The sequence below is a fragment of the Cupriavidus sp. WGlv3 genome (genome assembly GCF_023952475.1).
GTDB classification, from domain to species: domain Bacteria; phylum Pseudomonadota; class Gammaproteobacteria; order Burkholderiales; family Burkholderiaceae; genus Cupriavidus; species Cupriavidus phytorum.
The window spans coordinates 98,664-120,073 of record NZ_JALHRX010000015.1 but is presented as its reverse complement, the minus strand read 5'-3'; the positions used below and the strand labels follow the sequence as shown (position 1 = coordinate 120,073).

Below are 21,410 nucleotides of genomic sequence, written 5' to 3'. Positions count from 1 at the left end.
CAACTTGAGATACCCACGCGCCAGCGTCCGCGTTGATCAAGCGCAAGCTCCAATCCCTTTCCTGCCTGCAAACTGGCGCCCATGACGACGTTGCCCTCTTCTTCCCCCGCTTCCGGCGCTCCCTCCGACGCCAGCCAGCCCATCTCCGCAGCCCCCGCCTTGCCGCCGCGCCGCCGCGCGCTGGTGCCGCGCGGCCGCTTCGCCTTTGTCACCGGCATCCTCAGCTGGACCCTGCTGATCGCCAGCACGCTGTTCTGGTGCGCGCTGCTGTTTCCGCTGGCGCTGCTGAAGCTGGCGCTGCCGTTCGCCGCGGCCCGGCGCCGCATCGACCCGCTGCTCAACGGCATCGCCACCGCCTGGATCTCGGGCAACACCGGCTGGTTCGCGTGGATCCAGCGCGAGCCCTGGGACATCCGCGGCAACGAGGGGCTGCGCTATGCCGACTGGTACCTGGTCAACTGCAACCACCAATCGTGGGCCGATATCTTCGTGCTGCAGCGGGCGCTGAACCGGCGCATCCCGCTGCTGAAGTTCTTCCTGAAGCAGCAGCTGATCTATGTGCCGGTGATCGGCCTGGCCTGGTGGGCGCTGGACTTCCCGTTCATGAAGCGCCACGGCAAGGCCGAGCTGCGCCGCAACCCGGCCTTGCGGCGCCAGGACCAGGAGACCGCGCGGCGCGCCTGCGCCAAGTTTTCGCTGGTGCCGACCAGCGTGATGGTGTTTGCCGAAGGCACGCGCTTTACCGCGGCCAAGCACGCCGCGCAGGATTCCCCCTACCGCCACCTGCTCAAGCCCAAGGCCGGCGGCCTGGCGGTGGCGCTGAACGCGATGGGCGACAAGTTCCGCTCGCTGATCGATGTCACCATCGTCTACCCCGAAGGCGCGCCGGGCTTCTGGGACCTGGCGTGCGGGCGCGCGGGTCCGGTGCTGGTGCGGATGCGGCAGCTGCCGGTGCCGCCGTCCTTCTGCGACGCCGACTACGGCGGCGACAAGGCCTTCCGCACCGAATTCCACCACTGGCTGGCACGCCAGTGGCAGGCCAAGGATGCGGAGATCGACGCGCTGACGCCGCCGCGCCAGGGCTGATCGGCCGCTAGCCGGGCAGCCGCTCGACGGCGCGCTTGCCCTGCGCCACCGCCGCCGTCAGCGACGGACTGCCGGCGTTGTCGCTGTTGGCGATGCTGATGTTGCCGACGCCGGCCAGCCCGGGCCACGCCGCGTCGGGCGCCACGTTCTCGCCGGCCAGGCTGTCGGGCATGTAGCTGTAGCCATGCGCCCAGCGGTTGACGGTGATGCCGCGGATCACGTCCTTCGAGGCAAAGCCCTGGTGTCCGAGCATGCGGTCGAGCTGGGCGCGGATGTCGCGCTCCATCGCGTCGAACGGCGTGCCCAGCAGCAAGGCGCGGCCGGCGCGGAAGCGGTCGCGCGCCGGCATGCCGCTGTCGGGCACGGTCGGCACATAGAGCATGTGCAGCACCGCCGGGTCGGACGGCTCCCGGCCCGCGGGCGGCTCCAGCCAGAGATCGGTGTAGGGCAGCGCCGGCGCATGGATGCGACGCGTGCGCAGCGCCGCGAACGCCTGCCAGTGGTCCAGCGCCACCTTGGTATAGACCAGCGGCGCCTTGGCCTCGTTGTGCAGGGTGGCCTTCTGCTGCGCCGGCAGCGACGGCAACAGGTACGGGATCATCATGTTGTAGCCGGCCAGCACCACGTGGCGCGCCTCGACCCGATGCAGGTTGCCGCTGAAGCCATAGGTGACGCGCGTGATCGGGCCATCGGGCTCGACCGCGATCGCGGTGCTGTTCAGGCGCAGGCGCACCGGGTCGCCTTCGCGGTCCAGGCGGCTGTAGTCGAACGCGGCCGCTACCACCTGCGCCGGCGCGCCCACGCGCGCCACGCCGGGGATCAGGCTCTGCACCAGCAGCCGCGCCAGCGAGGCATTGCCATCCGCAAACCACAGCCGCGAAGCGGGCGACTTGCCCAGCCGCGCATTGCCCGCCGGCGCCGGCATGTTGGCGCCTGCCGGCAGGCCGATGGCGATGGCGTCGGCCACCGAAATGCCGTCGGCATCGAGCGCGTAGGCATCGAGGCTGCGGCTGCGCAGGAAGCGTTGCCCGGCCAGGCCGATGCCGGCCTGGTCGCGCAGGAAGGCGGCATAGCGCATGGTGCGCAGCGCCGCGCTGCGTTCGGCGCCGGACAGCGCCGGCAGGTAGTCGGTGGTGCCGGCGGCCAGCCGCGCCAGCGCGGCGCGGTCCGCAGCGGGCAAGGGCGCGCTGTCCAGAAAGCGCGACAGCGCCGCCGGATCGGGGCCCCCCGCGGGGCCGCCCGCGCGCGCGCCGCTGCGCGCGTCGATCGCTTCGCCGAAGGGATCGCCCGCCACCCACTGGTCGCGCCCGAAGTGCTCGGCGTCGAAGAACACCGCGCGGCCCATGCCGAGCGCGGCATACGGGTCCGCGGCCACGGCGGCGGGCGGCTGCGCGGCATCGAGCCCGAGCCCGGCCAGCAGCTCGCGCACCGCGGCGTCGCCGGCCGCGCTTGCCGGCATCTCGGCGCTGCCACCATAGGTCACCAGCCGCTTGCCGCGCACCGTGAACTCGTTGCGCTTGGCGTGGCCGCCGAAATCGTCGTGGTTGTCGAGGATCAGGATGCGGCGGTTGGCGCCGAAGCGGCGCCGGTAGAACCACGCCGCCGCCAGGCCGCTGAGACCGCCGCCCACCACCACCAGGTCAAAGGCCTCGCGCGCCAGCACCGCGGGATACTTCGCGCCTTCGCGCGCCAGGCTGTGGGCCAGCGTGTAGGTGCCGGCATGGTTGCCGCGCAGCCCGGTCAGCGCCGGCGGATAGGCGGCGGACGGCGTGGCAGCGGACGGCTGCGCGTGCAGCAGCTGCGCCGGCGCCAGCCCCGCGGCAATGGCCAGCGCGGTGCCGTTGAGGAAGTCTCTTCGGGTGATCGTCATCGGCGACTCATGGTTGGGCGTCGGCCTGGCGCTGCGTGGCCAGGGCCCGGCGCCGCGCGGCCACGTCGGCCTCCGCCACCGGCGCGGCGCGGTTGCCCCAGCTGCCGCGGATAAAGCTCAGCACATTGGCCAGTTCCTGGTCATCCAGGGTCCAGCCATAGCCGGGCATGTGGTAATCCGACGGCGCGGTGGCCACCCGTGCGGTGACGGCGCCGTCGAGCAGCAGGTTGACCAGCGATGCCGGATCCGGATCGGCCACGGTCGGGTTGCCGGCCAGCGGCGGAAAGACGCGGGCGAAGCCCTTGCCGTCGGCACCATGGCACGGCATGCAGAACACCGCGTACTGGCGCGCGCCGGGCAGGTCGAAGCGGCCCTGCCGCAGCTGCCGCGCGGTGGCGGGATCGTGCCGGAACGGCTTGACTTCGCCGCGCGCGCCAGGCAGGGACTTGAGGTAGGCGGCAACCGCGTCGAGGTCGGCCGGACTCATGTACTGGGTCGCGGTGGAAACCACCGTCGACATCGGGCCGAACGAGGTCGCATGCGCATTGCGCCCGGTGCGCAGGAACTCGGCGATGTCCGCGCGCGACCAGGCCCCCAGCCCGGTGACCTGGTCGCCGGTCAGGTTGGTGGCGGACCACCCTTCCACGCTGGCCCCGGCCAGGAAATGCCGGCTGCGCTCATCCAGACCCTTCTCGGCGAACAGCGTGCCGCGCGGCGTATGGCAGGCGCCGCAGTGCGCCACCGCCTGCACCAGGTAGGCGCCGCGGTTCCAGGCGGCAACGCGCGCCGGATCGTTGCGGACCGGGTCGTCATCGAGAAACAGCACATTCCACACCGCCAGCAGGCCGCGCATGCCGAACGGCCAGCGCATCTGCGGCGCGGGATTGCGCTGCGCCACCGGCGCCACCTCGGCGCGCAGGTAGGCGTACAGGGCCGCCACGTCGCCGGCTTGCATGCGCGCATACGACGGATACGGCATGGCCGGATACAGGCGCTTGCCGTCGCGCGCCACGCCGTGGCGCACGGCGCGGTCGAACTCGGCCAGCGTGTAGGCGCCGATGCCGGTGCCGGCATCGGGCGTGATATTGGTCGAATAGAGCGTGCCGACCGCGGTGCGGATCGGCAGCCCGCCGGCAAAGGGCTTGCCGCCGGTGCTGGTATGGCAGGCGGCGCAGTTGGCGATGCGTGCCAGGTAGCGGCCGCGCTCGACCTGCTGCGCGTCGCCGGCGGCCTGCGCCAGGCCCGCGGGCAGCAGCACGGCCAGCGTCAGCCCGGTCAGCTGGCGCAACGCGCGGGAGAAAGCAAGGCCATGCCCGTGGAAAGGGAAGCGCATGGATGCAGTCAGGTCATGCCGCCGACACGGCCCAGTTGGCCGCCAGCACCAGGCAGGCCACCAGTCCGGCGGCGACGGCCACGCCGGTCACGATCAGCGGCACCGGGCGCAGATTGTCCAGGTCGCGCTGGTGCTCGCTGCCCTGGCGCAGGCCGAAGAAGCCCCACAGCACGGTCCGCAACAGCCTCAACGGGTTCATGGCATCTCCTGGCACAACGGCAACGGGTATCGGGACGAGAGCCCGATTATGGTCCGTCGCCGCCAGCCATACCAGCATCAGATAACCGGAAAAATTACGTATCAGTTGGTTGCGCCCGGGCGATAATCCCCTTACCGCCGCCGCCCCAGTGCCCCACCATGAAACGGTACGAAGCCCTAGCCGAAACCCTGGCCGCCGATATCCGCAACGGCAGCCTGCCCCCGGGCACGCGCCTGCCGTCGATCCGCAAGACCGTAGCCCAGTACGGCGTCAGCCCGTCGACCGCGTTCCAGGCGTATTACCGGCTGGAAGAGCGCGGGCTGGTGCGGGCGCGCGAGCGCTCCGGCTACTACGTGGCGGGTCCGGCGCGGCGCGAGCTGCCGCAGCCGCAGGCGCGCCCGTCGCGGCAGGTGTCGACGCAGGTGGACATTTCCAAGCTGGTGTTCGCCGTGCTCGAAGGCGCGCGCGACCGCGAGCTGGTGCAGTTCGGCTCGGCCTTTCCGTCGCCCGAGCTGTTCCCGTGGGAGCGGCTGGGCAAGTCGCTGGCGCGCGCCGGCCGCGCGCTCGACCCGTGGTACTCGGTCAACGACCTGCCGCCGGGCAATGCCGCGCTGCGCCGCCAGATCGCCTTGCGCTACCTCGGCGCGGGCGCGCCGCAGCCGGCCGAGGACCTGGTCGTCACCAACGGCGCGCTCGAGGCGCTGAACCTGTGCCTGATGGCGGTGACGCAGCCGGGCGACGTGGTCGCGATCGAATCGCCCGGCTTCTATGCCTCGCTGCAGGCGCTGGAGCGGCTGCGGCTCAAGGCCGTCGAGATCCCGGTCGACCCCGCCGAAGGCATCGACCTGGGCGCGCTCGACACGGCGCTGTCGCGCCATCCGGTCAAGGCATGCTGGTTCATGACGCAGTTCCAGAATCCGCTCGGCGCCAGCATGTCGGAGGACAAGAAGAAGGCGCTGGTGGCCCTGCTCGCGCGCCACCAGGTGCCGCTGATCGAGGACGACGTCTATGGCGAGCTCTACTTCGGCAACCGCTGCCCGCTGCCGGCCAAGGCCTTCGATACGCACGGGCTGGTAATGCATTGCAGTTCGTTCTCCAAGACCCTGGCACCGGGCTTCCGCATCGGCTGGGTCGCGCCGGGCCGCTTTGGCGAGGCGATCCAGCGGCTCAAGCTGATGACCACGCTGTCGGCCGGCGTGCCGACGCAGGTGGCGCTGGCCGAATACCTGCAGCACGGCGGCTACGACAAGCACCTGCGCAAGCTGCGCCACGTGCTGGAGATGCAGCAGGGCCGCATGATCGACGCGATCGGCCAGCATTTCCCGGAAGAGGTGCGGGTGTCGCGGCCGGAGGGCGGGTATTTCCTGTGGGTGGAATTCGCGGCCGGGTTCGATGCGCTGGCCTTGCACCATGCCGCGCTCGAAGCCGGCATCGGCATCGCGCCGGGGCCGATCTTCTCGGCCCGGCAGGGGTATCGCAACTGCATCCGGCTCAACTACGGCCACCTGTGGAACGACCAGGCCGAGGCCGCGGTGGCGACGCTCGGGCGCCTCATCGCGCAGCAGTCCGGCTAGCGCGCGTCGCGCCGGCGGCGCAGCGCCCACTCCAGCGCCTCGAACCCAGCCTGCACCACCAGCGCCAGCACTGCCGCCGGGATCGCGCCGGCGAGCAGCAGCGTGGTGTCGTTCAACGCCAGCCCGGTGGCGATGCGCTCGCCGAAGCCGCCGGCGCCGACGAATGCCGCGATGGTGGCCGTGCCCACGCTGATGATGGCCGCGGTCTTGACGCCGGCCAGCAGCACCGGCAAGGCCAGCGGCAGCTCCACGTAGCGCAGCACCTGCGCGCCGCGCAGCCCCAGCGCGCGCGCCGCATCGCGCATGCCCTGCGGCACCTGCTCCAGCCCGGTGGCGGTATTGCGCACGATCGGCAGCAGCGCATAGAGAAACAGCGCCACCATCGCCGGCCACACGCCGATGCGGCCCAGCAGCGGGATCAGCATCGCCAGCAAGGCCAGCGACGGCACCGTCTGCAGCACGCTGACCGCGCCCAGCACCGCCTGGCCGGTGCGGCGGCGCCGCGCCGCCAGCATCCCCAGCGGCACGCCCACCAGCGTCGCGGCACCGACCGCGCCCGCCACCAGCCCGACATGGCGCCGCGCCAGCCGTGCGGTGTCGGGACCGAACAGCGCGGTCAGCAGCCGGCTGCGCTGTGCGTCAGCGACATGCGCTGCCTGCGCTCCGCCTCCGTCCAGGAAGGCGCGCGCGATCGCGGCGAACGGCTGGCCATCGAGCTCCGCCGCCGCGTTCATGGCGATCATGTCGTCGGCGCTGACGCGCCCGGCCAGCCGTTGCAGCGCCTGCCACGCCTGCGGGAAGCGCTGCGGCACGTCGAGGCGGTACACCACCACGGCGTCGTAGCGCGGGAAGTAATGCCGGTCGTCCGTCAGCACGCGCAGCCGGTACTTGCGGATCTTGGCGTCGGTGGAATAGATGTCGATGGCGTCGACCTGCCCTGCCGCCAGCGCCTCGTAGGCGACGCCGTGGTCGAGACCGAGCGGGCGTTGCGGCAAGGCATAGCGGCTGGCCAGCCCGGGCCAGCCGTCGGCGCGGCCGAGGAACTCGTGCGACAGCCCGAGCCTGAGCCCGGGCTGCGCCGCCAGATCGCTCAAGCGCTGCAACGACCCCGCGCGGGCGTCGGAGACGGCCAGCGCATAGGTGTTCTCGAAGCCCAGCGGAATCGCCGCGCCCAGCCCCAGCGGCGCCAGCGCGCGCCGGATCTGGTCGAGGCCGGCACCGGGCGGCAGCTTGAGGATTTCGGCGGCCAGCGTGCCGGTGTAGTCGGCGTAGAGATCGATGCTGCCGGCCTTCAGCGCCGCGAACACGATCGCGGTGTTGCCCAGGCCGGGCTGGTGCTGCGCGGTGCCGGGCGGCCCGGCGGCCTGGCTCAGCAGTTCGCCAAGGATGTATGACTCGGTGAAGCGCTTGGAACCGACGCGCAGCGGCTCCGCCGCGCGGGCCGGCAGGCTCGTTGCCAGTGCCGCAGCCAGCACCCAGGCCACGGCGAAGCCGAGCCGGTGCCACCGCCTCCCCCTTGCCTGACTTCCACGAATCCCGGCCAACACGTCCGTCCCGATCTGGCGCCGGTGTGCGCCCGGCATCGCTACATCATAGGCCGCGTATGAACTTATCCCGAAATAGTATTTGCATTACGCATGTTGAAGGCGTGAGAATCCAGTTTAGACATACAACTCGTTTCCGCATCCCGATCCGCCCGAGCGCCATGGAAATCCGGCAACTGGAAGCCTTCGCCGCAGTCGTCACCACCGGTAGCGTCACCGCCGCCGGGCGGCTGCTCGGCCGCTCGCAGCCGGCGATCACGCGGCTGATCCAGGAACTGGAGGCCGAACTCGGTTTCGCCCTGTTCACCCGCAGCGGCCCGCGCGTCAGCCCGACCGAGCAGGGTTTCCTGCTCTACGACGAGGTCGAGCAGACGCTGGCGGGCATGCAGCAGATCCGCACGCGCGCCGCGGCACTGGCGCGCGGCGATGGCCGGCCGCTGCGCATTGCCGCCACCCCGGCGCTGGCCGCGGGCCTGTTGCCGCCAGCGCTGGCGCTGGCGTTCGCGCGCGGGCTGTGCGCGCCGGAGCGCGTGGCGGTGCAGAGCCAGTCGCCGGAGCAGGTAGTGCACGCGGTGCTGACCGGCGCCGCCGACATCGGCCTGAACAGCCTGCCGCTGGAACACCGCGGCGTGACCGTGCACTGGATCGGCCAGTCCGCCTGCGTGGCGGCGCTGCGCGCCGACGATGCGCTCGCGGCGCAGCCCGCCCTCACCTTGCAGGACTGCCGCGGCCGCCGCCTGATCACCATGCACAATCCCTACCGGCTGCGCCGCCGCGTCGACCGCGCGCTGGCCGCAGCCGGCGTGCCGGCGGCCGGCGTGATCGACACCAACACCTCGATCAGCGCCCTGACCCTGGTGCGCGCGGGGCTGGGCATCGCGCTGCTGGAACCGGTGACCGCGCGCGGGCTGCCGCTGGCCGATATCGCGGTGCGGCCCATCGATGCCGATATTCCTTTCTTCTTCGGGGTGATCACGCCGCAGGCACGCCCGGCCAGCACCGCCGTGCAGGGGCTGGTGCAGGCGGTGGCCGACGCCGCTGCCGCGTTGCTGCCCGACCTGCTACGGCGCGAGCCGGCGGAGCACGGCGCGCTGCTGCAATCGCTCTATGGTGATGCCGGCAACGCTGAAGATGCCGTCGCCCTCCCCACCCAAGATTCCGGACTGACAAGCCATGACTGACCCAACCGTTGCGACCGTTCCCCCGCCCCAGGGCCTGGCCGCCCTCGAAGCCCGGCTGCGCCAGGACCTGTCCTGGCTGGAGTTGCCCGCCAAGGCCTGGACCATGCCGCGCAGCGTCGACGGGCAGGAGGTGCTCGACGTCGCCGTGATCGGCGGCGGCATGGCCGGCCTCGCGGCGAGCGCCACGCTGACCCACCTCGGTGTGCGCGTGCGCGCCTTCGACCGCGCCCCGGCGGGCTATGAGGGCCCGTGGGCCACCACCGCGCGCATGGAGACGCTGCGCTCGCCCAAGCAGCTGACCGGCCCCGCGCTGGGCCTGCCGGCACTGACCTTCCGCGCCTGGTTCGAGGCGCAGTTCGGCGAGCCCGCTTGGCAGGCGCTGGACAAGATCCCGCGCCTGCAATGGATGGATTACCTGCGCTGGTACCGCCAGGTGCTGGCGCTGGATATCCGCAACGAACACCAGGTCGAGCGGATCGTGCCGCGCCCCGACGGGCTGGTGGCGCTGTCGATGCAGGCCCCCGCCGGCCCGCGCACGGTGCTGGCGCGCCGCGTGGTGCTGGCCACCGGCCGCGACGGCCTCGGCGGCGCCTACGTGCCGCCGGTGGCCGCCGCGCTGCCGCGCCACCTGTGGGCGCATTCGTCGGATGAGATGGATTACGCTGCGCTGCGCGGCAAGCGCGTGGGCGTGGTCGGGGCCGGCGCCTCGGCCATGGACAGCGCAGCGACCGCGCTGGAGGCCGGTGCCGCCAGTGTCGAGATGCTGATCCGCCGCGCCGACATTCCGCGCATCAACAAGAGCAAGGGCGCCGGCAACCCGGGCCTGACCTTTGGCCACTATGGCCTGCCCGACGCCTGGAAATGGCGCCTGCGCCATTACATCAACAGCCAGCAAGTGCCGCCGCCGCGCGGCAGCACGCTGCGGGTGTCGCGCCATGCCAATGCGTACTTCAACCTGGGCGCCGCGCTGGAAGCGATCGAGGCGCGCGGCGACGTGCTGCAGGTGCGCACCCCGCAAGGCGAGTTCGAACTGGACTTCCTGATCTTCTCCACGGGCTTCCGCATCGCGCTGGAAACGCGCCCGGAGTTCGCCGCCTTCGCCCCGCATATCCGCTACTGGCGCGACCGCCATGCGCCGCCCGCGGGGCAGGAAGACCGTGAACTGTCCGATTCGCCCGACCTCGGCGAAGCCTTCGAATTCCAGGAGAAGACGCCCGGCGCCTGCCCGGGCCTGACCCGCATCCACTGCTTCTGCTATCCGGCGGCGCTGTCGCACGGCACCGTCTCCGGCGACATCCCGGCGATCAGCGACGGTGCGCGCCGGCTTGGGCAGGGCATCGCCGCGCGGCTGTACCAGGAAGATGTCGAGCTGCACTACGCCGCGCTGCAGGCCTATACCGAGCCCGAGGTCTTCGGCGACGAATGGGTGCCGGCGCCGCCGCCGGCGCTGCGCACCGCCAAGGCCTGAAATCCACCCCGACCCAACCGACACAAGAGCGTCCGATGACCCAGCCCCCGACTTCCCCGGTCGACCTGATCGACCAGCTCACCGGCCTTGCGCCGGGCAGCGCCACCCATGCCCTGCGGCACCAGCGCGACAAGGTCGTCGCTGCCACCCAGGGCAGCTACGACGCCCTGTTCGATCCCGGCCTGCCCGGCCTGTCGCTGGCGGAACGGCTGCTGGTGGCGCTGTACGCCGCCCGGCTGACGCCATCGCCGGCACTGGCCGAGCACTACCGCGACCGGCTCGAACAGCTCGGCACCGATGCCAGCCAGGTCCGTGCCGCAGCCGACGGCAGGCCCGCGGACATCGCCGAGCCGCGCCTGCGCGCCATGCTGGAATTCACCCGCAAGCTGATCGAGAAACCGGTCGAGGGCGACCAGGCCGCGCTGCTGGCGCTGCCCGCCGCCGGCCTGAGCACCCCGGCGGTGGTCACGCTGGCACAGCTGGTCGCGTTCCTGTCCTACCAGGTGCGGCTGGTGGCCGGACTGGACGCACTGAAAGCCTTGAATGCCTTGAACGAAAACGGAGCCCCGGCATGAGCGAAATCATCAAATCCCACGGCTTCACCAACGAGGTGCTCGACTGGAAGGCATGGCTGGACGTGGTCGATCTCGACCAGGCCACGCCCGAGCAGATCGCCGTGCTCGAAGAGAGCCACCCCAAGGCCAAGGTGCAGGACTACTACCGCTTCCTGGTCCACCAGCCCGAGATCCTGCGCCAGCGCTCGACCGCCTTCAACGCCATCATGTACGCGCCCGGCGGCATGCCGCGCGCCGAACGCGAGCTGTCGACCACGGTGGTGTCGCGCATCAACGGCTGCGTCTACTGCGCCTCGGTCCACGCCCAGCGCTTCGAACAGCTGGCCAAGCGCAACGACGTGATCCGCCAGGTCTTCGACGACCCCCACAGCGCCGGCACCACCGCGCGCGAACGCGCCATCGCTAAGTTCTCGGCGGAGCTGACCGAGCGGCCGGCCGAAGTCACCGCCGCACAGCTCAAGCCGCTGCGCGAGGCCGGCGTGACCGATGCGGAGATGCTGGACCTGATCCACTCGATCGCGATTTTCGCGTGGGCGAACCGGTTGATGCTGAATCTTGGGGAGCCGGTGTTTCCCGAGCAGACCGGCGCATAACTTCAGGCGGCGTGATGCACGGCCAGCCAGACGGTAGGCTGGCCAGCATCGGTCCACGCGACGCGGTGCCGGCAGCGGGCCGGCAGGTGCAGCCAGTCACCCGGCGCCATGCGATGCTCGCCGGGCTGCCCCTCGATCTCGAGCGCGGCACTGCCACTCAGCAGCAGCACCCACTCCGCCTCCGCGCTGTCGTACCAGAAGCCATCCGGGCTGGCCTGGCCGTTGGAGACGATGCGCTCGATGCGCAGGCCCGGGCGCTGCAGCAGCGGCTCGAAGATTTCCTGCGCGGCGCCGGCCGGGACGCCGGCGAGCAGGTTTCCGTGTTCAGGCTGCATGCTGCCTCCTTCGGGCCGTGGTGGCGGCACGCTCAGTCGGCCGGCCCGGGCGCCAGCACGTCGCGCGCGCCGTTGCGGCCCATCGGCGAGACCAGCCCGGCCGCTTCCATCTGCTCGATCAGCCGCGCCGCGCGGTTGTAGCCGATGCGCAACTGCCGCTGCACCGCCGAGATCGAGGCGCGACGGCTGGTCAGCACGAAGCTGGCGGCCTCGTCATAGAGCGGGTCGGCCTCGCCGTCGCCGCCGCCATCGCCGAACAGGTCCGCGCCGCCGGCCTCGGCCGGGTCGCCGGCGAGAATGGCCTCATCGTAGTCGGGCTCGCCGAACTGCTTCCAGTGCTCGACCACGCGATGCACTTCGTCGTCGGCGACAAAGGCGCCATGCACGCGCTGCGGATAGCCGGTGCCCGGCGGCAGGAACAGCATGTCGCCCTGGCCCAGCAGGCTCTCGGCCCCCATCTGGTCGAGGATGGTGCGCGAATCGATCTTGGACGAGACCTGGAATGCCACGCGCGTGGGGATATTGGCCTTGATCAGGCCCGTGATCACATCGACCGAGGGGCGCTGCGTGGCCAGGATCAGGTGGATGCCGGCGGCGCGCGCCTTCTGCGCCAGGCGCGCGATCAGTTCCTCGATTTTCTTGCCGGCGACCATCATCAGGTCGGCCAGCTCGTCGATCACCACCACGATCATGGGCAGGCGCGACAGCGGCTCGGGCGCATCCGGCGTCAGCGAGAACGGGTTGGGCACCTTCTGCCCGGCGGCCTCGGCGGCGCGGATCTTCTGGTTGTAGCCGGCCAGGTTGCGCACGCCCAGCGCCGACATCAGCTTGTAGCGCTTTTCCATTTCGCCGACGCACCAGTTGAGCGCGTGCGCGGCCTGCTTCATGTCGGTGACCACCGGCGCCAGCAGGTGCGGAATGCCCTCGTAGACCGACAGCTCCAGCATCTTGGGGTCGATCATGATCAGGCGCACGTCTTCCGGCGTGGCCTTGTACAGCATCGACAGGATCATGGCGTTGACCGCCACCGACTTGCCGGAGCCGGTGGTACCGGCCACCAGCAGGTGCGGCGCGCGCGCCAGGTCGGTCACCACCGGATTGCCGGTGATGTCCTTGCCCATCGCCAGCACCAGCCGCGAATGATGCGCCTGGAACGAGGCCGCGTTGACGATCTCGGACAGCCGGATCATCTGCCGGCGCGCATTGGGCAGCTCCAGCCCCATGCAGGTCTTGCCCGGAATGGTCTCGACCACGCGGATCGAGGTTACGCCCAGCGCGCGCGCCAGGTCCTTCATCAGCCCCACCACCTGCGCGCCGCGCACGCCCATGGCGGGCTCGACCTCGAAGCGGGTGATCACCGGCCCAGCGCCGGCGCCGACCACGGCGACCGGCACCTTGAACTCGGCCAGCCGCTGTTCGATCAGTTCGCCGGTTTCGCGCAGGCGTTCTTCCGATACCTGCTCGGCGCTGTCGACTTCGCTCTCCAGCAAGTCCGACGGCGGCAGGCGGTAGTCGACCACGGGACGCGGCTGCGGTGGCGCCACCGGTGCGGGCGCGGGGGCGTGCGCAGGCGGCGTCGCGGCTGCCAGCGGCACGGTGCGCCCGACCACGGCGGGCAGCACGATGCGAGGCTTGGCGGGGGGCGGGCTGTCTGGCGTGACTTCGACGGCTGCCTGGACTTCGGTGGATGCGGCAGGCTCGACCGCCTCGGCAGCTGCCACGGCATCGGCTGCATCCGCCAAGTCGACGGTCGGCAAGTCCTCCGGCTCGACGGCTTCGCCGACCAGATCGTTGCCATCCATCAGGGCGCTTTCCGTGCCGGCGTCTTCCGCCGCGACCAGCGCCACGGCCTCAGACTCGGGCTCGCTGCCCTCCTCCATCGCGGAGCTTGCCACGGCGTGGGCCACGGCGTCGGCGTCGTGATCAGGCACGCTTGCTTCGCGTTCCTGAGCGGTCTCGCTCGTGCTTTCCGGCACGTCGGCCAAAAGAGTTTCGGCTTCGGCTTCGGCTTCGATGGGCGCTTCCGCCGCAACGTCAGCCGGCGGTTGTGTCGCAACCAGGCCGGGCCCCGATGCGTTCGCGTCGATGGCCAGATCCGCGGCAGCTTCGGGCATGGCCGCGGGCAACTGGGCCGGTGCCGGATCTGCAGACGGCGCTACCACGGACTTGCCCGCCAGCGCCTGCAACTCGGCCAGCAGGTCGAGCGCTTCCTGCCGGATCGCGGCCAGCGATGGGGCCTCGCCATCCAGCGCAAGAGGTTCGGCCGGGACGGCGGTAACAGCGTCGTCGACCGGAACGGAAGGAGTGGCCGGCGCCGCCATCACGATTTCCGGCGCTGGCGTCGGCGCTGTCTTGGATGCGGCGATTACCTGCGCTGGTGCGATGGCATCCGGTTCGACACTGGCGGCCGCCTGCGTGGCGACAGCGAGCTCGGCCGCGGCGGCGGGCTTGGCGGACGCTTCCGGCAGCGTCGTGATCGCCGAACGGACCAGCGGCTGCGGCTGGCGGAACGGGCTGCTGACTACGGTGCCGCGCAACGGCTGTGCCGGCCGCGGCGCGGGGGCCGGTGCGGGCGCGGCAGCGGCGGACGGCTGGCGTGCCGCCGGCTGGGCGGGCCGCGTTGCCGGCGCGGCGGCAGCCGGCGCTGGCTGCGGAGCGCGCACCGGCTTGGGCGCACCCGGCGCGTCGGCATGATGCAGCCATAGCTCGCCAGGCTGCGGCGGCGACTCACGGGTGCGGCGCGGCGGCTGCCAGGCCGGCTGGCGGCGCGCGGACACGGCTTCAAAACTGCGATGGCGCGGCGCGGGCGCGGTCCAGCCGGCGTTGCCTGCCGCCGGAGCGTCGCGGCGCTCTGCCTCGCGCAGCGGCTGGGTCGCGGCGAAGGTCACCGGCGCCTCTTCCGGCGCCGCGGCGGGCGCGGCGGCACCGCGCGGCTTGCGCGCGAACAGGCCGCGCCAGGTTTCGCCGAACACCATCGGCGCGGCCAGTGCCAGCACGCCCAGCATCAGCAGCAAGGCACCGGTCCAGCCGAACAGGTTGCCGAAGCCGCCGGCCAGCGCGCGTCCGACGCCGCCGCCGGCGGTCGATTCGGGATCCGCGCCGCTGGTCAGTGCCTCCAGGCTGGCGCTCGCGCACAGCACCGCCAGCGTGCCCAGCCACACGCGCAGCGAGCCCGGCCCGGCCAGGCGCCGCTCGCCGGCCAGCCAGCGCGTCACCAGCCGCCACAGCAGCGGTACTATCCAGAAAGTCGAAAACCCGAACCAGCCCAAACCCATTATCGACATGCCATCTTCAAAACACCGGGCAGCGATTGTAGCGGTTATGACAGTCGGCGATTGAATCGGAAAGCGCAAATATTCGTAACGCGGCGCTTTTTCAACGCCATTGCGCAACAATGCCAGGGCGATCGCGGGCACATTCACCACCACGCCATCACCCCGCCGGCGCTTGGCGCAGGCGCGCCGCGCTACCATTCGGCAAACCCGATCGCATCGCATGCCGGCGGCCCGCCGCCCTTTCCTTCTCCTCACGCTCCATGCCAATCCGTTACGCCAGGCTGCGCATCCTCGTCGTCGAAGACCATCCGTTCCAGCGCGCCGCCGCCGAGGGCCTGCTGCGCCATGTCGGCGTGCAGACTCTCACCAGCGCGCACAACGGCACGCAGGCGGCCGAGCTGCTGGCGCGCGAGCCCTTCGACGTAGTGCTGTGCGATATCGAAATGCCCGGCTGCAATGGCCCCGAGCTGATCGCCGAGCTGCACCGGCGCGGCCCGCGCGCCTTCGCCGGCGCGCCGCCGGTGTGGGTCTGGGTCACGGCGCTGGCCGAAGACATCCTCGATTCCAACCGCGGCCTGGCGCATGCCGCCGGCATCCCGCGCGTGCACGCGCTGCGCAAGCCGCTGTCGCGCGATGCGCTCGAAGTGATCCTGGCCGATGCCCTGGTGCGCCAGGATGCCGCGGCCGGCGTGCCTGCCTGGACGCCCGACGCCGAGGAACTGCTCGCCGCGACCCGCGCCGGCTCGGACCTGCTGGTCATGCTGCAGCCCCAGCACGATATCGCCAGCGGCCGCCTGGCCGGAGCCGAAGCGCTGGTGCGCTGGCGCCATCCCGTGCATGGCCTGGTACCGCCCGACCAGTTCATCCCGCAGCTCGAGGCGCGGGACGCGGCCGACCCGGTGTTCTTCCTGGTCGCGCGCCAGTGCCTGGCGGCGCAGCAGCGCCTGCGCGCCGCCGGGGTCGGGATTGCGATGGGCCTGAACGCGTCGGCGCAGACCCTGTGCCGGCCCGGCGTGCTGGAATCGTTCGAGGCGCTGGTGGCCGCCAGCGGCGTGCCGCGGCAGGCGCTGACGGTGGAGCTGACCGAGGGCTACCCGGTGCCGGACACGCTGGCGCTGTCGGTGGCGCTGAACCGGCTGCGGCTGCTCGGCTATGGCGTGGCGATCGACGATTTCGGCGTGGGCATCGCCACGCTCAAGCTGCTGGCAGACCTGCCGTTCACGCAACTGAAAGTGGACCGGTCGTTCGTCGCCGCAGTCGACGGGCACGGCCAGCGCGCCACGATCTGCCGCAGCATGATCGGCCTGGCCCGGGAACTGGGGCTGGAGTGCGTGGCCGAGGGCATCGAGACCGACGCCCAGCGCGCCGCGCTGCGGGCCCTGGGCTGTCCGCTCGGCCAGGGCTACCTGTGGTCGGCGCCCAGGGCGGCGGAGGCCTTCGTCGCCGACGCCATCGAGCGGGCGGCGGCAACGCCGCCGGCCTGAGCGGCGGCGGCGCCGGCCTTACTGCCCGACCCGGAACGGGTACTTGGCGAAGATCTGCGCCACGGTCCTGTCGATGCGCTGCTGGGCGCTGGCCTTGTCGCTGGTGTCGACGCTGCCGACCGCCACGCCTTCCCACACCAGCTTCATCTGGCGCCGGTCGACCAGGTCGATGTTCACGGTGCCCTCGGTGTAGCGGTAGACGTCGTTATAGAAGCCGTAGCCCGGCCACGGCGCATACAGCCCGCCGCGATAGCCGTAGTAGCCCATCATCGGCGCGGGTGCCGGGCTGACCTCCACCTTTTCCTGCAGCCTGGCATTGAAGTTGACCAGCAGGTCCGGCGACTGCGCCACGTAGCGGTAGCCGCGCGCGCCCAGTTCGCGCTGGACCGCGGTCTTGAAGTACTGGGTGGTCAGGCTTTCATAGCCGGCGCGGTCGGTGCCGGGACGCTCGACAAAGCCGAAGGTGCGGTAGGCGCTGAAGTCGGTGGCGCGGTTGTAGTCGGTCTTGATGTCGGGCACGCTGGCGCAGCCCGACAGCAGCAGCGCCGCGACCGCCGCGGGGATCGTTCCCCGGATCGCAACCGGGAAGAGTTGCCGGAACGCATTCACGATACATCTCCAGGAATTGACGGCGGCGCAGGCGTTGCGAATTGCGTTTTGCGGGTCGCGCTAGTTGAGCTTGCCGTTGATGCCGCCCACGCTGAGCCGGCCCGCCCCCAGCAGCACCACCGCCAGCGCCGCCCCCAGGTACATGCCCTGCAGCTCGAGGGCCCAGCCGCCGGTATTGGACAGCATGCCAAGCTCCTTGGTATGCACCAGCCCGACGGCAAACAGCATGTTGAGGGCGACCACCAGCGCCGCCAGCCGGCTCCACAGCCCGATGATCAGCAGGATCGGTGCGACGACCTCGCCCAGGTAGACCCCGTAGGCGACCCAGGCCGGCAAGCCGGCGTCGGCCACCATCTTCGACACGAAACCGATGCCGGACGCGCCCGTGACCTTGGCGATGCCATGCATCAGGATCAACACGCCAAGCACGATGCGCAGCAGCGCCTTGCCCAAGTCCTGGGAACCCTGAGAGCCACCCATGGCCATTCTCCTTGCCGTTGTCTGTGAGAAGTTATCGATCCATGCGCCTTAGCCCTCACGCGCACGGTTCGCCCCTGTACCTTAGTGCGAGCCGGCGTGAACGTAAAGGCGCAAATGCGCGACGCGGGCCGGCACCGACGCGGCCGTCACCAGCCCTCGCACATGGCGCCGGCACATGCCGCGGGCAGCGCTACACCACGCGGTGCATCGCCGGCGTGCGCGGCTGCTGCATGCCGACCTTGTGCGCGCATTCGGGCAACACCTCGCCCAGGAAGTCGAGAAAGCGCCGGGTGGCCGGCGTCACGCCCTTGCGCGACGGGAACACCGCGTGCAGCGTGCCGACCGGCATGTCGTACTGCGGCAGCACCAGTTCCAGCTCGCCGTTCTCCAGCGCCTCGCGGCAGAACATGCGCGGCAGCATGGCCACGCCGACGCCGGCGATGGCGGCCTCGCGCAGCAAGGCGAACTCGTCGGTGACCAGGCGCGGATCGTAGGCGATCTGGATCGAGTCGCCGGTCTTGCAGCGCAAGGTCCAGACGTGCTTGCCGTCGTGCGGCTGCTGGCCCATGCCCGGCATGCCGTCGAGCGCCTGCGGCGTGCGCGGCCGGCCGATGCTGTCGAGCAGCGCCGGGCTGGCCACCAGCATCAGCTCGCTTTCGCCAAAGGTGCGCACCGCCAGGCTGGAGTCTTCCATCACCTCGCGCACGCGCAGCGCCAGGTCGAAGCCCTCGCCGATCACGTCGACGCGCCGGTTGGTGGTTTCCAGCTCGATGCGCACCGCCGGGTTGGCGCGCATGAAGTGGCCGATCGCCGGCGCCAGCAGGATCTGGGCGATGGCGATCGGGCAGCTCACCCGCAGCGTGCCGCCGGGCTGTTCGCGCGCCTGTTCGATGACCTCGCGCGCGGCCTCGGCCTCGTTGAGCATGGCGCGGCAGCGTTCGTAGAAGGATTCCCCCAGCGGGGTCACGCGCACCTGGCGCGTGGTCCGGCGTAGCAGCTGCACGCCCAGTTCGCGCTCGAGCTGGGCGATGCGCCGGCTCAGGCGCGACTTGGGCACGCCGGTGGCGCGGCTGGCCGCGGAAAAACTGCCGTGCTCGACCACTTGGGCGAACAGGGACAGGTCGTTGAGGTCTTGCATGGATGGCTCCGGAGTCACGCGGATGGCCCGCGATCCAGCGGGATTGCCATCCGGCATGGCGTTGCATCGGTAGAACAATCCTTTGCATTTTGCCTCACTACCGATACCAATGGCCAGCCGCTATCTTTTCTCCATCGCAACCGCATCCTTGTGGAGAAAGACATGAACATCCTGCAGATCGATTCCAGCGTCCTCGGCGACAACTCTGTTTCGCGCGGCCTGACCGCCAGCGTGGTGGCCGACCTGGTCGCCGCCAACCCCGGCGCCACCGTGACCGTGCGCGACCTCGACCAGGACGCCCCGGCGCACCTGTCGGGCAACCTTCTGCCCGTGCTGGGCGGCCCCAAGGACGGCCTGAACGCCGTGCAGCAGGCCGAGCTGGAGCGCACCGAACAGTGGCTGGCCGAGTTCCTCGCCGCCGACGTGCTGGTGGTGGGCGTGCCGCAGTACAACTTCAGCATCCCGAGCCAGCTCAAGGCCTGGATCGACCGCGTCGCGCAGGCTGGCCGCACCTTCAAGTACACCGAGAACGGCCCGGTGGGCCTGGCTGGCGGCAAGCGCGTGATCGTGGTGTCGTCGCGCGGCGGCGTGCGCCAGGATGCCAACGAGCTGGACCTGCATGAAAAGACCGTCGATATCGTGTTCCGCTTCATGGGCATCACCGACATCACCTACGTGCGCGCCCACGGCCTGGCGATGGGGCCGCAGTTCCGCGAAGCCGGGCTGGCCAGCGCCCGCACCGAGATCGCGGCGCTGAACGATGCCAGCCCGCTGGCTGCCTGAAGCCACCTGAGTCCGCGGGGACCGGGCCGGCGCTGTAGGACGGCGCCGGCTCGCCCCGGGACCGGATCGGGTCTATGATGGTTCGGGGCGCTACGGCGCCCCGCGTGCCATGGGCGGCGCGCGGCCGCCGGCCCCTGGCCGCGGCGGCGCACCGCCTGCAGTCATCGACCGATCCAACCCGGGAGCCCGCATGACTTCAGCCCTGTTGCCAGGAGCCGCCCTCCATCCGCCGCACGAACCCGCCCTGCTTTCGCAGTACCGGCATGTCCGCGCCGCCACCGAAACCCTGGTGGCCGACCTGTCCGATGCCGATGCCACCGTGCAGTCCATGGATGACGCCAGCCCGGCAAAATGGCACCTGGCGCACACCACGTGGTTCTTCGAGGAATTCGTGCTGGCCGCGCGCATCCCGGACTACGAGCCGGTGGACCCGGCCTACCGCTATCTCTTCAACTCGTACTATGAAGCGGTCGGCGCGCGCCATCCGCGGCCTCAGCGCGGGCTGCTGACACGCCCGTCGCTGGACGAGGTGCTGGCGTACCGCGAAGGCGTCGACGAGGCGATGCTGGCGCTGCTGGGCAGCGCCCAGACGGACGACGAGGCGGCGCTGATCACGCTTGGCCTGCAACACGAACAGCAGCACCAGGAACTGCTGCTGACCGATGTGCTGCATTTGTTCGCGCAGAACCCGCTGCGCCCCGCCTTTGCCCCGGAACTGCCCGCGCCGGTGATTGCGGACCCGCGGCCCGCGCCGGACTGGATCGGCTTCGACGGCGGGCTGGTCGAGATCGGCCACCGCGGCGAGAGCTTCGCCTTCGATTGCGAAGGGCCGCGCCACAAGACCTACCTGGCCCCTTTCACGCTGTGCTCGCACCCGGTCAGCAACCGGCAATGGTTCGAGTTCATCGAGGATGGCGGCTACCAGAGCGCCGGGCTGTGGCTGTCCGACGGCTGGCGCTGGGTGGCAGAGCAAGGCATCCAGGCGCCGCTCTACTGGGAAGAGCGCGAAGGCACCTGGTGGCAGATGACGCTGCGCGGCATGCATCCGATCGACCCCGACAGTCCGGTGACCCACGTCAGCTTCTATGAGGCCGACGCGTTCGCGCGCTGGGCCGAGCGCCGGCTGCCGACCGAGGCGGAATGGGAGCACGCCGCCAGCCGCCTGCCGGCCACCGGGAATTTTGTCGAGGGGCGCGCGCTGCGGCCGCTGCCGGACCGCCAGAACACTGCCGGCGTGCTGCGCCAGATGTTCGGCGACGTCTGGGAATGGACCGCCAGCGCCTATCTGCCCTATCCGGGCTTCCGTCCCAACGCGGGCGCGGTGGGCGAGTACAACGGCAAGTTCATGAGCGGCCAGATGGTGCTGCGCGGCGGGTCGTGCGTCACCCCCGAATCGCATATCCGCGCGACCTACCGCAACTTTTTCTATCCGCACCAGCGCTGGCAGTTCACCGGCGTGCGGCTGGCCGACGACGTCTAGGGCCGGGCCCAGTACGGTGCCAGCCAGCGCCACGCCAGCCAGGCCAGCGCCACCCACACCAGCACGATGACCACGGCGGCCGCGCGATTGCGCGGCCGTTGCGCATGGGTGGCCTGCCAGGCCTCGGCGCGGCCGCGGCATTCGTCCTTGACCGTGGCGGGGATCATCCGCAGCGTAAGCCAGATGCCCAGCGGCACCAGCAGCACGTCATCCAGATAGCCCAGCACCGGGATGAAGTCCGGGATCAGGTCGATCGGGCTGAAGGCGTAGGCCACCACCAGCGCGCCCAGCAGCCGTGCCGTCCACGGCGTGCCGGGATGGCGGCTGCAGAACCACAGCATCAGCAGGCTGCCCTTGAGCCCGCGCGCCCATTGGCGCAGGCGCGAACCACTGGCCATCGCCG

The 21,410-nt window shown here is 71.0% G+C and carries 19 protein-coding genes; 9 read left to right on the top strand and 10 right to left on the bottom strand.

The window, feature by feature from the left end:
- Window positions 1-183 precede the first annotated feature (183 nt).
- On the top strand, window positions 184-1,086 hold the full coding sequence (gene yihG, locus MKD38_RS22565) for a 1-acylglycerol-3-phosphate O-acyltransferase, YihG family (protein WP_252680272.1): 903 nt from the start codon (window positions 184-186) through the stop codon (window positions 1,084-1,086).
- 7 nt (window positions 1,087-1,093) lie between these two features.
- Here the strand turns inward: yihG and MKD38_RS22560 are convergent, their stop codons facing one another.
- The 3 genes from MKD38_RS22560 to MKD38_RS22550 are packed head-to-tail and all read right to left on the bottom strand — an operon-like array spanning window position 1,094 to window position 4,488.
- The gene (locus MKD38_RS22560; protein WP_252680213.1) at window positions 1,094-2,956 is read right to left on the bottom strand and encodes an NAD(P)-binding protein; all 1,863 of its coding nucleotides are present in this window, start codon (window positions 2,954-2,956) and stop codon (window positions 1,094-1,096) included.
- Between the two features lie 7 nt (window positions 2,957-2,963).
- Entirely contained in the window at window positions 2,964-4,289 is a 1,326-nt protein-coding gene (locus tag MKD38_RS22555) for a c-type cytochrome (protein WP_252680211.1), read from the bottom strand.
- Window positions 4,290-4,302: 13 nt separating this feature from the next.
- Window positions 4,303-4,488: a DUF2970 domain-containing protein gene (locus MKD38_RS22550; protein WP_012352788.1), complete on the bottom strand. Its 186-nt coding sequence runs from the start codon at window positions 4,486-4,488 to the stop codon at window positions 4,303-4,305.
- Between the two features lie 158 nt (window positions 4,489-4,646).
- Between MKD38_RS22550 and MKD38_RS22545 the strand changes: the two genes are divergently transcribed.
- Window positions 4,647-6,062, top strand: a complete 1,416-nt coding sequence (locus tag MKD38_RS22545; RefSeq protein ID WP_252680209.1) for an aminotransferase-like domain-containing protein — start codon at window positions 4,647-4,649, stop codon at window positions 6,060-6,062.
- Here MKD38_RS22545 and MKD38_RS22540 read toward each other — a convergent pair.
- A complete protein-coding gene (locus MKD38_RS22540) occupies window positions 6,059-7,537 on the bottom strand; it encodes a glycine betaine ABC transporter substrate-binding protein (RefSeq protein ID WP_252680270.1) in 1,479 nt (492 codons plus the stop codon). The two genes, MKD38_RS22545 and MKD38_RS22540, sit on opposite strands and share 4 nt — an antisense overlap.
- Window positions 7,538-7,767: 230 nt before the next feature.
- Here MKD38_RS22540 and MKD38_RS22535 point away from each other — a divergent pair, with 230 nt between their 5' ends.
- The 4 genes from MKD38_RS22535 to MKD38_RS22520 are packed head-to-tail and all read left to right on the top strand — an operon-like array spanning window position 7,768 to window position 11,423.
- Window positions 7,768-8,787: a LysR family transcriptional regulator gene (locus MKD38_RS22535; RefSeq protein ID WP_252680207.1), complete on the top strand. Its 1,020-nt coding sequence runs from the start codon at window positions 7,768-7,770 to the stop codon at window positions 8,785-8,787.
- On the top strand, window positions 8,780-10,255 hold the full coding sequence (locus MKD38_RS22530) for an FAD-dependent oxidoreductase (RefSeq protein WP_252680205.1): 1,476 nt from the start codon (window positions 8,780-8,782) through the stop codon (window positions 10,253-10,255). Before MKD38_RS22535 ends, MKD38_RS22530 begins: the two co-directional genes overlap by 8 nt.
- Before the next feature lie 35 nt (window positions 10,256-10,290).
- The gene (locus MKD38_RS22525) at window positions 10,291-10,830 is read left to right on the top strand and encodes a CMD domain protein (RefSeq protein ID WP_252680203.1); all 540 of its coding nucleotides are present in this window, start codon (window positions 10,291-10,293) and stop codon (window positions 10,828-10,830) included.
- Window positions 10,827-11,423, top strand: coding sequence for a peroxidase-related enzyme (locus MKD38_RS22520; protein ID WP_252680201.1), 597 nt, complete (start codon window positions 10,827-10,829; stop codon window positions 11,421-11,423). The genes MKD38_RS22525 and MKD38_RS22520 overlap by 4 nt, the downstream gene beginning before the upstream one ends.
- Window positions 11,424-11,425: 2 nt before the next feature.
- On the opposite strand, the gene MKD38_RS22515 is transcribed toward MKD38_RS22520, so the two are convergent.
- Window positions 11,426-11,758 (bottom strand): cupin domain-containing protein, encoded by a 333-nt coding sequence (locus MKD38_RS22515; protein WP_252680199.1) that lies wholly within the window; start codon window positions 11,756-11,758, stop codon window positions 11,426-11,428.
- Between the two features lie 32 nt (window positions 11,759-11,790).
- Window positions 11,791-15,033, bottom strand: a complete 3,243-nt coding sequence (locus MKD38_RS22510; RefSeq protein WP_252680268.1) for a DNA translocase FtsK 4TM domain-containing protein — start codon at window positions 15,031-15,033, stop codon at window positions 11,791-11,793.
- Between the two features lie 260 nt (window positions 15,034-15,293).
- On the opposite strand from MKD38_RS22510, the gene MKD38_RS22505 reads away from it, so the two are divergent.
- A complete protein-coding gene (locus tag MKD38_RS22505; RefSeq protein ID WP_252680197.1) occupies window positions 15,294-16,517 on the top strand; it encodes an EAL domain-containing response regulator in 1,224 nt (407 codons plus the stop codon).
- A gap of 18 nt (window positions 16,518-16,535) precedes the next feature.
- Here the strand turns inward: MKD38_RS22505 and MKD38_RS22500 are convergent, their stop codons facing one another.
- The 3 genes from MKD38_RS22500 to MKD38_RS22490 all read right to left on the bottom strand — a co-directional run bounded on the left by MKD38_RS22500 (window position 16,536) and on the right by MKD38_RS22490 (window position 18,744).
- The gene (locus MKD38_RS22500) at window positions 16,536-17,126 is read right to left on the bottom strand and encodes a DUF4136 domain-containing protein (protein ID WP_371925731.1); all 591 of its coding nucleotides are present in this window, start codon (window positions 17,124-17,126) and stop codon (window positions 16,536-16,538) included.
- Window positions 17,127-17,186: 60 nt separating this feature from the next.
- Window positions 17,187-17,606 carry a DoxX family protein gene (locus MKD38_RS22495; protein ID WP_252680195.1) on the bottom strand — a complete coding sequence of 140 codons (420 nt, stop codon included), beginning with the start codon at window positions 17,604-17,606 and terminating at the stop codon, window positions 17,187-17,189.
- A 190-nt stretch (window positions 17,607-17,796) separates the two neighbouring features.
- Window positions 17,797-18,744: a LysR family transcriptional regulator gene (locus tag MKD38_RS22490; protein ID WP_252680193.1), complete on the bottom strand. Its 948-nt coding sequence runs from the start codon at window positions 18,742-18,744 to the stop codon at window positions 17,797-17,799.
- A gap of 162 nt (window positions 18,745-18,906) precedes the next feature.
- Here MKD38_RS22490 and MKD38_RS22485 point away from each other — a divergent pair, with 162 nt between their 5' ends.
- Together MKD38_RS22485 and egtB are read left to right on the top strand one after the other, a co-directional pair.
- Complete coding sequence (locus MKD38_RS22485) at window positions 18,907-19,527, top strand: FMN-dependent NADH-azoreductase (protein ID WP_252680191.1); 621 nt, start codon at window positions 18,907-18,909, stop codon at window positions 19,525-19,527.
- 190 nt (window positions 19,528-19,717) lie between these two features.
- A complete protein-coding gene (gene egtB, locus MKD38_RS22480; protein WP_252680189.1) occupies window positions 19,718-21,007 on the top strand; it encodes an ergothioneine biosynthesis protein EgtB in 1,290 nt (429 codons plus the stop codon).
- On the opposite strand, the gene MKD38_RS22475 is transcribed toward egtB, so the two are convergent.
- Complete coding sequence (locus MKD38_RS22475; protein ID WP_252680187.1) at window positions 21,004-21,405, bottom strand: YkvA family protein; 402 nt, start codon at window positions 21,403-21,405, stop codon at window positions 21,004-21,006. The two genes, egtB and MKD38_RS22475, sit on opposite strands and share 4 nt — an antisense overlap.
- Window positions 21,406-21,410 lie beyond the last annotated feature (5 nt).